Origin of the sequence: Streptomyces sp. (assembly GCF_031178505.1) — a bacterium.
GTDB lineage: Bacteria > Actinomycetota > Actinomycetes > Streptomycetales > Streptomycetaceae > Streptomyces > Streptomyces gulbargensis.
Genome location: NZ_JAPSIW010001042.1, coordinates 1 through 1,659, shown reverse-complemented (window position 1 = coordinate 1,659; position 1,659 = coordinate 1). Strand labels below are relative to the sequence as shown.

Below are 1,659 nucleotides of genomic sequence, written 5' to 3'. Positions count from 1 at the left end.
GGTGGCGGCCAGGGTCATCAGCAGGGTGAGCCGGGTGGCGACGAGGGTGCGGGCGAGGACGTCGCGGCCGAGGGCGTCGGTGCCGAGCCAGTGCTCGGCGCTGACGCCCTCACGGGCGGCACCGGACAGTGCGGTCGCCGTGTCGGTCCAGACCAGGGGGCCGGCCACTCCCAGGAGGGCGATCAGGACCAGGCCGGTCGCCCCCGCCTACAGGGCCGGGTTCCGGCGCGGGGAGCGAAGGGGTACGGGGCTCGGGGATGCCGTACGCATCAGTGACCACCCTTTCCGGCCAGAGTGCGTGGGTCGAGCAGAGCGAGCACCACGTCGACCACGAGGTTGAGGAGAGCGGCGAGCAGCCCGAGAACGAGTACGCAGCCCTGGATGACCGGGTAGTCGCGGGCCAGGATCGCCTCGACCACGCGCTGTCCCATGCCCGGCCAGGCGAAGACGGACTCGACGATCACGGTGCCGCCGAGGAGGGAGGCGAGGATGAGTCCGCCGAGGGTCAGTGCGGCGGTGAGCAGGTTGGGCAGGGCGTGCCGGGTGTACAGCGTGAGCGGCGGCAGCCGGCGCCCCCGCGCGGTACGCATGTAGTCCTGGGCGAGTACGGAGGCGGCCTCGCGGCGCACGATGCGCGCCATCACACAGCTCCCGGGCAGGGCGATCGCCGCCACGGGCAGGACCAGGGACGCCGGTGTCTCGGCGCCGGCCGCGGGGAGGACGCCCAGGGTGACCGCGAGGACGAGCACCAGGAGGGTGCCGATGACGTACTCGGGGGTCGCTCCCACCAGCGACGTGGTGAGGGTGAAGGCGCTGTCCGTACGACGGCTTCCGCGCACGGCGATCACCAGACCCGGCGGAACGGCGACGAGGAGCACCACCAGAACGGCGAGCAGGGCGAGTTCGGCGGTGAAGGGCAGCCTGGTGGCGATGATGTCGGCGACCGGTTCACGCGTCTGGAACGACAGGCCGAGGTCCCCGTGGACGAGTCCGCCCGCGTAGTCCGCGAACCGCGCGGACACGGGCTGGTCCAGTCCCAGTTGGCCGCGCAGACGCTCGATGTCCGCGGGGGAGGCGTCGGCGCCGGCGAGTACGCGGGCCGGGTCGCCGGGGATGAGCTGGACGATCAGGAACGTGACGACGACCAGGGTGGTGGCGACGGCGACGAGTCCGGCCAGCCTGCGCAGCAGGAAGGTGCCCCACGGGCCGAGGGCGAGGCCGCGCCGCGGGCCCGTGTCCTTCCCGGCCCCGGGAAGGGGGGCGCGCACCGGTGTCGCGGTCACTCGGCGATCCGCAGCGTGACGGGGTCGAAGGCGCCTGCCGGGATGGCGGCCGAGACGCCCTCGCGGAAGACGTAGTGGACGTTGACGGTGGCGAGCGGCACCACGTCGTTCGCCTGCAGGAGGGCCTTCTGGGCCTTCTGCCACGCGGCGCACTTGGCCTTCCGGTCGACGGTGGTGGTCGCCGCGCGGTACCCGGCGAGGAACGCCTTGTTGTCGACGGCGCCGAAGTTGCGGCCCTCGGCCGGTTCGTCGCCGATGAAGTGGACGCCGCCGCGCGCCAGCTGCCCGTAGATCATCGGGAAGACCGTGAGGTCCCAGTCACCCTGGTTGCCCATGACCTGTGTGGCCCAGGTGCCGTTGTCGGCATTCGCGAGCC

General features: G+C 72.8%; 1 protein-coding gene and 1 pseudogene. Both read right to left on the bottom strand.

Annotated elements, in window-relative coordinates; all coding sequences use genetic code 11:
- Window positions 1-269: 269 nt before the first annotated feature.
- On the bottom strand, window positions 270-1,283 hold the full coding sequence (locus RIF68_RS36040) for an ABC transporter permease (RefSeq protein ID WP_309055872.1): 1,014 nt from the start codon (window positions 1,281-1,283) through the stop codon (window positions 270-272).
- A pseudogene (locus RIF68_RS36035) lies at window positions 1,280-1,659 on the bottom strand (ABC transporter substrate-binding protein); the annotation flags it as partial. The gene RIF68_RS36040 and the pseudogene RIF68_RS36035, both read right to left, overlap by 4 nt.